The organism is Polynucleobacter nymphae, assembly GCF_018882155.1.
Classification (GTDB): domain Bacteria; phylum Pseudomonadota; class Gammaproteobacteria; order Burkholderiales; family Burkholderiaceae; genus Polynucleobacter; species Polynucleobacter nymphae.
Genome location: NZ_JACVPA010000004.1, coordinates 1 through 9,690 on the forward strand (window position 1 = coordinate 1; position 9,690 = coordinate 9,690).

The following is a 9,690-nucleotide window of genomic DNA, read 5'->3' on the forward strand; positions in this document are numbered from 1 at the left end:
GGGCAGTAACTGTTACTACTATTACCTCAGGTAACTTAGCCATCACAGGCACCGGCATCACCTTAAATGGGGATATCACCACCAGTGGTACCCAGAGCTATACCGGGGCAGTGACCTTGGGGAATTCTGTCACCCTCGATTCAACCACGGGATTATCTACCGGTCGCAATATCGGGTTTATTGGCAGCATCTATGGTGATTCAGATAACACCAGATCTCTGACTTTAAATTCTGGCTCATCTGCAATAGATGTATCAGGCACTATCGGCGTTGGCCCTAGTGTGGCCTTATCAAGCTTAACTATTACTAAGGTTGGTAACGCCACCTTTGTTGGCGCAGTTAAAACTGGTACCAGTGTAGTCATTAAGGATTCCGTGGGCACTATTGAGTTTCAAGATAATTTCACTACTCCATTATTTACGGTTACCGGTACTTCGAATGCTTATAACGTGAGATTGCTGGGAACTACAAATGCAATTACCAACAATATGGTGTTTGCAAATACTGGAACCTTGACTCTAGGTAACGCCAGTTCTGATGGCTTCACCTTCTCGGGTAGCATTACTGCAACAGCTCCAAGTGGCGTGACATTGGCAGGCACTATTACTAGCGGTGGAATTGTCAGTATTGGAGATGGCAATACTGGCATCACGTTAGCTGACAATGTGAGCATCTCCACAGCAACTGCTAACACTGCATTAACACTGGGCGGAGCCATTACCGGCGCTAGTAAAACCTTAACACTCAATGCTGGCACTTCAACCATTTTGATCGGCAGCACTGCCTCAGGACTAGGAGATACCTCTTTAACCGCAAATGAAATTAACATCTCCGGAAGTTTTTCTGGATCAGGCTCCTTAACGATCGCACCAAGCACGCTAAATAGAGGTATCTATTTAGGTGTCTCTGATAATAGCGCTACTAGCGTTTTGAATCTAACGGCGACTGAGCTTGGATATTTGGCTGATGGCTTTACTGTTATTAATTTCGGTAATGGAAGTTACACAGGTAATTTGACATCACAAGCTAATTTGAGCTTTAAGGATCCAACGACCTTCACATCAAGTAGCACATTTACTTTGGCTCATAACTTGAGCGCAGCAGCAAGTACTAATGCCGCTTTCACGATTAATAGTCCGCTCGCTTGGAATGCCGGAGATATCACAACTGGCACGGGAGTGATTACTCTGAATAATGATGTAACCCTTGGCGGTAGTGGAGTTAGGAGCTTGACGAGTGCCAGCGGCATTATCACGGTAGGGGCAAGCATCTCCAATATCGTCACAGGAAATGCGAAAAACTTAACGATTAATAGTGGCACTGCTGTAAGTACCATAAATTCAGCATTAAATGGTATCGGTACTCTGAGTCTGGGTACCAGCTCTCAAACGGGCGCTATTACTGCAAATGGCGTCATCTCAGCAGCCACTCTATCGACTGGAACGACAGCCTACGATTTGATTCTAAATGGTGGTAATGGCGGTACTTCAACTATCACGAATGCTGTTTCATTTACCAATACCGGAAGTTTAACTATTGGCAATCAGGCTAGTGATATTTTCATCTTTACTGGCGGCCTCAGTGCAATCAGTCAGCCAACACTGAATTTAGGCGGCAGTATCCGCACAGAAGGCGCTCCGATTGCCCTAGGCAATGCTACAAGTATTGCCTATGTGAACTATGACACCACATTAGATACCACCAATAATGGCGTCAATGTAGCTGGAGCCACAATCACCCTCGCAGGCGCGTTCATTAATCTGACTGCCATTAATGCAACGCTTGCGTCTGATTGGACTGGCGGCACGGATTATTCATTAGGTTCCTGGGGTTCAGTCATTGGTCTATACGGTTCTGGTGGCGAGGTTTCTAAAACATTTACCTTGGGCGGATCTGCCACTACATTTAACTTTAATTTCTACCGGCTGGATTCATGGGATACCGGTGAAAGCCTTAAAATTTACGCCAATGGGGTTTTGATTATTAATCAAGAGTTTAGATGCGATGCCTATGGCGCTCAATGGTTCTTGACTTCACCCATTACCGGAAGCAATGCTGGCTATAGTTGGACCATCACGCCATGGGTTGGTGATGCTAATACCACTCAATTTGTTGCTGGGTGGAATGACCAGCGTTTTAAGGTGGTCTTAAACACTCCGGCCGGAATAGCTTCCTTGCCATTGCGCATTACCTCTAGCTTGGATCAAGGTAGCAACGATGAATCTTGGGCCATGTCAGGATTTAGCACAACAAATTCTGGTGGTGCTAATGCTAGTGGTTTAACGCTGAACTCAGGTACTGCTGTGATTAACTCTTCCGCTACCCTGGGAACGGGTGGTTCTTTGAAATATTTAACTGTCACTAACTCTGGCGGTGCTTCGTTTAGTGGTGCTGTCAATGTATCTAACGCTGTAACTTTAACCAACACAACTTCAGCAAGCACTGTTTCATTTAGCGGCGGCTTAGTTGCCGGATCTTTAGTTACGACAGCCAATCCCTACAACGTATCAATCACTGGAACAGGTAATACCGTTACAGCGGCGACCCAATTCCTCAATACCGGAACCCTGACTCTTGGTAACGCTTCTAGTGGAAGCATTACGTTCAGTGCTGGCTTAACAGCTACAGCTCCAAGCGCAGTTAATTTAGCCGGTACCATCACTAGTAATGGAGTTACCTCCATTGGAGACTCTGATACGCCGATTACATTAACTGACGCCACCACCATTAACACCTCTGGTGGTGCGGTAGGTTCACGAGATCTCACTTTAGGCGGTGCGGTATCGGGTGCTACCAAATCCTTAACACTTACTTCTGGTACGGGTGTCTTAACTACTGCGGCTATTGGGGATGCCTTCGCTGGTTTAGGAGCGATTACGATTACAGCTGATGAGTTTAATCCTACTGCAAATATATATGGACGAGATTCTGCGATGATTGTGCGACCCTACACCTCTGGCAATACTATGGTGCTTGGAGATTTAGATAGTACAAACAATAATTTCGACACTAAACTGGATCTTACGATAACTAAATTAGCTTATCTAAATACTTTTGGATACCTCAACGGCACATTTAGTAGCGTTACATTTGGGTCAGCTACTACTGGGGCAATTAGCACTTTATCCAATCTCTCATTTAGAAGTCCAGTTTCATTTAGTACAAATGGTGCCAATATCAATCTTGGCGCTAATTTATCAGGCACCGATACTGCAACATTCAGCTTTTCTGGCCCAGTGGCGATTACAGCATCAACTGTTTCCATCACAACTCAGAATCAGTCGTTAACATTTAATGGGTTACTAGACGGCAATCCTAGTAGCATCCCACTATTAACTCTCTCAACTGGTTCTGGTGATATCACGCTAAACGGTGCGATTGGCAGTAACTATGATCTCGATATTGTGCGTTCAAATGGAAGCGGTAGTTTTAATATTAATGCAAACGTAAATACCAAATCAATCAACACGGGTACGGGTGGCACTACAGTTATTGACGCTTCCTCAATCGTCACTAGTGGCACTCAGACCTTTAATAATGCAGTACTCATTAAGCAAAGCACTGCTTTCTCTACCTCCAATGCCGATATCACCTTCGGCTCCACTATCAATACGCACTCTAGTGCCACTACACCTACTGTATCGATTGATTCTGGTTCAGCTACCACCACCTTCAATGGTGCAGTTGGTGCTAATAAAGTTTTGGGTGCGACTACCATTACTGCTGGCTCGGTTGTCACCGGTAGTAGTGGCTCCATTGCGATGGGAGCAAGCTCCTTATCAATCACAACTGATGCGATTTCTGTTGGCGCGGGCGTTTCGGGCACGAGTACTTTAAGCATTGCTCCTAAAACAGCGTCTACCACTATTGGTTTGGCAGGAGCTTCTGGAGTCTTAAACCTTGATACCACAGAGCTTGACTATATTAGCGACGGTTTCTCGGCTATTACCATTGGTAGCGCTGCCGCTACTGGCAAGATTACAGTAGCGGCCTATACCTTTAAAGACAGACTGACTTTAATTAACGGTGGCGCTACTTCTAATGGCGGCATGCAATTTACAGGTGCTGTCTCGGTATTGGGCGGCAGCAGTGGCACCAGTAATGTGCTGACATTGAATTCTCGTGGCAATGTCACCCAAGACACTGGCGCCGGATTAACTGCCTATGGCTTAGAGCTACTAGGAGCAGGGGCAACGTATACCTTAACCGATAGTGCCAATGCCATTACTACATTGGCTGCTAATACAGGCACTGTAAGCTTTACCGAAAACTCAGGATTTGATATTGGGACAGTTGGAAGTACAAGCGGACTAACAGCCTCCGTTAAAACCAGCTTAAGCTCTACTGCTAGCGTTACCCAGTCTCAACTCCTTAGCTCGCCGACTCTTGAGCTTTTGGGAGTAGGTGGTAGTTACGCCTTAACCAATACTAGCAATGCTATTACTACGTTGGCCGCTAATACGGGTACAGTGGCATTTACTGAAAATTCAGGCTTTGAAATCGGTACTGTTAATAGTACAAGTGGCTTAACGGCCGCAGTAAAAACCACTTTAAGTTCTACTGGTGCTGTCACTCAATCGCAACTGATTAGCACACCAAGCCTGGAGTTATTAGGTACTGGTGGTGTATATACACTGAATAACACTAGCAATGCGATTACTACTCTAGCTGGTAATACTGGCGCTGTATCGTTTACTGAGAATTCAGGGTTTGATATTGGTACAGTGAATAGTACTAACGGTTTAACAACTACGGGAAATACCACTTTAAGTAGCACTGCATCCGTAACTCAAACTCAAAAAATTGCCGCTGCAGGACTTGAGCTACTTGGAGCTGGAGGTGTTTACACCTTAATGAATACAGGTAACGCCATTACTACCTTGGCGGTGAATACGGGATCACTTGAGTTTGTTGAAAACTCTGGGTTTACAGTTGGCGTCGTCAATACCGTCGGAATTACTACTACCGGTAATGTCAGTCTAAGCAGTACTGGGGGAATGATATTTGCTGCCAATATTTCAAGTGGTAATGGTAACCAAACCTTTACTGGCCCTATTACTTTGAATGAAGATATTATCCTAAGCACTACCGGTGGATACATTTTATTTAGTGGCGCGGGTACGACAATTAATAGTATTTACGTTTCCAATAATCCTACGGCTACTTTTTACGTTGACTACAACGGAACTGGCACTTATTTCACATGGACGGGTATTAAGTCAGCAGGCACCTATGTCAACAATAATTCATGTGATATGTGTGCCTGGGGCATCAATGATCAGACCTCATCTGTAGCAGTGGGTGCCGGAACTGTCATGACCTTGTATCAGCATGGTGGATTGGGCGGTTGGGCTCAAGTATTTGATAATTCATCTGGAAACACAACCGCCGTTTACAACCTACCATATGGGTCTGCGCAAGATAACGACGCTAGTAGCTTCTTGGTCTCTGGCGGTGGGTTATCAACAGCTAATAAATCTTTAACTATCAACTCTGGTGCGGGTAATGTAACTTTCCAAGGTGCAGTTGGTGCTCGAGCTAACGGAATGCTTGGCGCAATTACCGTAAATTCTTCTGGCGTTACTAAATTTGACGCTCCTGTTAATTCAATTTCGGTAGGGACGAATGCACTAGGCTCAACAATTCTGGGTGCAAATATCACCACTTCAAGCGCGCAAACCTATCGCGATCCAGTGACCCTATCTGGTGATGTTGTCCTCAATAGTTCTTCCGGCGGTGGTGCGATTTTATTCAGCGACTTTCTGAATGGTGACGGTGTGGCAACTCGCGCTTTGACGGCTAATGCGGGAGTCGGAAACATCACCTTTACTGGAGCAGTAGGTGGCTCACAAGGGCTGGGTAATATTTCTCTTACCAGCACAGGAACATCAACCTTTAGCTCTACTGCAGTAGCGGCTAGCGTTTTACAAAACTCTACATCTGGTACTACTGCTATTAATAGCTCCTCAATAAATACCACTGGTGGTACACAAACCTATAACAATGCCGTTACTCTTGGTGGCTCCACCGATAAGACTTTAACTGCTACAACAACGACCTTTAATAGTACTGTGTCCGGTGCATATGGTTTGGCAATTGTAGGAAATGCAGTTTTTGGAAATGAAGCTGTAGATACTGTATCTCTCAGCGGAACGTCTAAAAATCTAACGGTTAGTGGTGCCACTACTATTTATACAAATAGCATCACTACTTCTGGTCAGCAATCTTATAACGGTGCTCTTCTGATTGCTACAGGAACAGCTCTTTCTACCTCCAATGCCGATATCACCTTCGGCTCCACTATCAATACGCACTCTAGTGCCACTACACCTACTGTATCGATTGATTCTGGTTCAGCTACCACCACCTTCAATGGTGCAGTTGGTGCTAATAAAGTTTTGGGTGCGACTACCATTACTGCTGGCTCGGTTGTCACCGGTAGTAGTGGCTCCATTGCGATGGGAGCAAGCTCCTTATCAATCACAACTGATGCGATTTCTGTTGGCGCGGGCGTTTCGGGCACGAGTACTTTAAGCATTGCTCCTAAAACAGCGTCTACCACTATTGGTTTGGCAGGAGCTTCTGGAGTCTTAAACCTTGATACCACAGAGCTTGACTATATTAGCGACGGTTTCTCGGCTATTACCATTGGTAGCGCTGCCGCTACTGGCAAGATTACAGTAGCGGCCTATACCTTTAAAGACAGACTGACTTTAATTAACGGTGGCGCTACTTCTAATGGCGGCATGCAATTTACAGGTGCTGTCTCGGTATTGGGCGGCAGCAGTGGCACCAGTAATGTGCTGACATTGAATTCTCGTGGCAATGTCACCCAAGACACTGGCGCCGGATTAACTGCCTATGGCTTAGAGCTACTAGGAGCAGGGGCAACGTATACCTTAACCGATAGTGCCAATGCCATTACTACATTGGCTGCTAATACAGGCACTGTAAGCTTTACCGAAAACTCAGGATTTGATATTGGGACAGTCAATACAGCTGGTGTGACTGTTACTGACACATTAACCCTCAGCACTACTGGCACTGTTACTCAGTCACAAAATATTTCCACTAATGGCCTACGTCTACTGGGTTCAGGTACGCACACCTTAACCCGGAGCTCAAATTCCATTAGTACCTTAGCCGCTAATACTGGCGTGCTTAGCTTTGCTCAAAACACCGCATATACCATTGGAACAGTAACAACTGTTGGTATTACCACTACGGGTAATTTGGCTTTAAGTGGTACTGCCGGTTTCACATTGGCGAATAACATTAGCTCTGGCACGGGCACACAAACTTACACTGGCCCAATTACTTTAGCTACCAATCAAATTACGCTCACTTCAACGGATAAATTAATATCGTTAAGCGGCGCCACCTCCAAAATCAATGGCGCCCAAGCGCTGATCATCAATAGCGGATCCGGTGCTATTTCATTTGGTGGGGTAATCGGTGATGTCACACCAGTGAGCTCGCTTGCATTACAAGGCACTGGAGCAAATACATTGCCAGGCAGTATTAGAGCAGTTGGTGCAATTGATTTAAAAGGTACCTCAAGAACCAATACCTTAGCAGCTACAACCACTTTAACCAGTACTTCTGCAGGCACCATTACATTGGGTGATACCAATGGTGCCTTTGCATTGAGCATCACCAATGGTGTAGGAACTATTGATCTGGGCGCATTGGGTCAAAGTGCTAATTTAGCTGCCTTAACTTTATATGGAACCGGTACCAACCAATTGCGTGGAAGTATTACTACAACAGGTGCAATTGACTTAAAAGGCACATCCAGAAGTACCGAATTGTTCTACAGCCCAACCATTACTACAACGGAAAGCAATGTATTCATTGGTAATATCGATGGCGGCACAGGAACAACTGCAGGCACCTATTCATTAAGTATTAGCAATGGAGGCGGCTCTATTGCCTTGGGCAATGTGGGTTATGCCAACGCTCTTTATGAATTGACCTTGGCTGGTACTGGGTCGACTGTAGTTGGTTCTTTGAATACAACGTATCGATATAGTTTGGGTGCAAGTCGTGGTTTGACTCTGAGCGCTGATACCACTTATGTCAATCCATCTGACCAAGTAGTGCTTGGAAACATTACTTTAGCGGATGGTGTAACGCTGACGCTTGGTAATGGCGGACCAGCGACTATTTCAATTAACTCGATCGCAGGCACGCTGAACGGCACGCCATCTTATGTGGTGATCAATTCAATTGGTACGGTTGGTGTTACTACAACTGTAGGTACTGACATTGGCTCCCTCACCATTACCAACTCGGGTGGCACCACCTTTAGCGGCACAGTAGGGGCGACTACCGTCACACTGACTAATACCACAGGCGCTATTACCTTTAATGGTGCTGTTACTGCAACTACTTTAAATACTGCTGCCCAAGCCTATAACTTGGCACTTAACGCAGGTTCTGGCACGATCACCAACCTTGCTACCTTTAGTAATACAGGTACCTTAACGCTAGGCGCTGCTCTTGGCACCTTAACCTTCACCAATGGTCTGATTGCGACAGCGCCAAGCGCTAGAACGATTAGTGGCACGATCAACAGTACTAATGCACCAATCACTCTAGGCGCTATTACTCTTGGCGCCGCTAGTACGATCAATACTAACGCCACTAATAATGCGGCTGATCTAACGATTGGTGCAGTAACCGGGGCAACATTTGACTTAAGTCTGGCTACTGGCGGTGTAGCTGGCGCTGAAATCAACGGCACCAGCGTATCCGGAGTAGGCTCCCTCACCATTACCAACTCGGGTGGCACCACCTTTAGCGGCACAGTAGGGGCGACTACCGTCACACTGACTAATACCACAGGCGCTATTACCTTTAATGGTGCTGTTACTGCAACTACTTTAAATACTGCTGCCCAAGCCTATAACTTGGCACTTAACGCAGGTTCTGGCACGATTACCAACCTTGCTACCTTTAGTAATACAGGTACCTTAACGCTAGGCGCTGCTCTTGGCACCTTAACCTTCACCAATGGCTTAACGGCAGAAGCTCCAAGTAGAAAGTATTTATCTGGCACGATTGCGGTGACATCCGGTTCAAGCCAGATCAAGTTTGGTGTTACTCCATTAACCATATTGGCTAATACAACCATTGGCTCTACTTCAACAGGCATTATTACTCTTGCTGCGACCACCTTGGCTGATGGCGTGACTTTAACTTTAGGCACAGGAATCACTAATCCACTGATTCTGGCATCCATTGTGGGCACTGCTGGTGGAACATCATCGAATATCACTATTAATACTTTAGGAAGCGTCACGATACTGGATAAGATCGATACCGATATCGACACAGTCTCCATATTGAATACTGGTGGTTTATCAAGCTGGAGCATACAAGCTAAAACACTCTCCATTGCCAGTACAACCGCTGGAAATACTGTGACATTTGGTGGTAATTTAAACATTACCACCGCAATGACTATTGGCGCGGGATCTGCTAATTACAACGTTGCTATCAACGGTAGTTCTAACACGATTGCCGGTACAACTACTTTTGCCAACACTGGAACTGTAACTCTCGGCAACGAAAGTACCGATACCTTAACCTTCACCAATGGTCTGATTGCGACAGCGCCAAGCGCTAGAACGATTAGTGGCACGATCAACAGTACTAATGCACCAATCACTCTAGGCGCTATTACTC

1 protein-coding gene is annotated in these 9,690 nt (G+C 45.7%); it reads left to right on the forward strand.

Annotation, left to right across the window (positions count from 1 at the left end; genetic code table 11):
- The coding region (locus tag ICN29_RS10565; protein WP_216132997.1) for a beta strand repeat-containing protein at positions 1-9,690 on the forward strand (9,690 nt) is incomplete at both ends.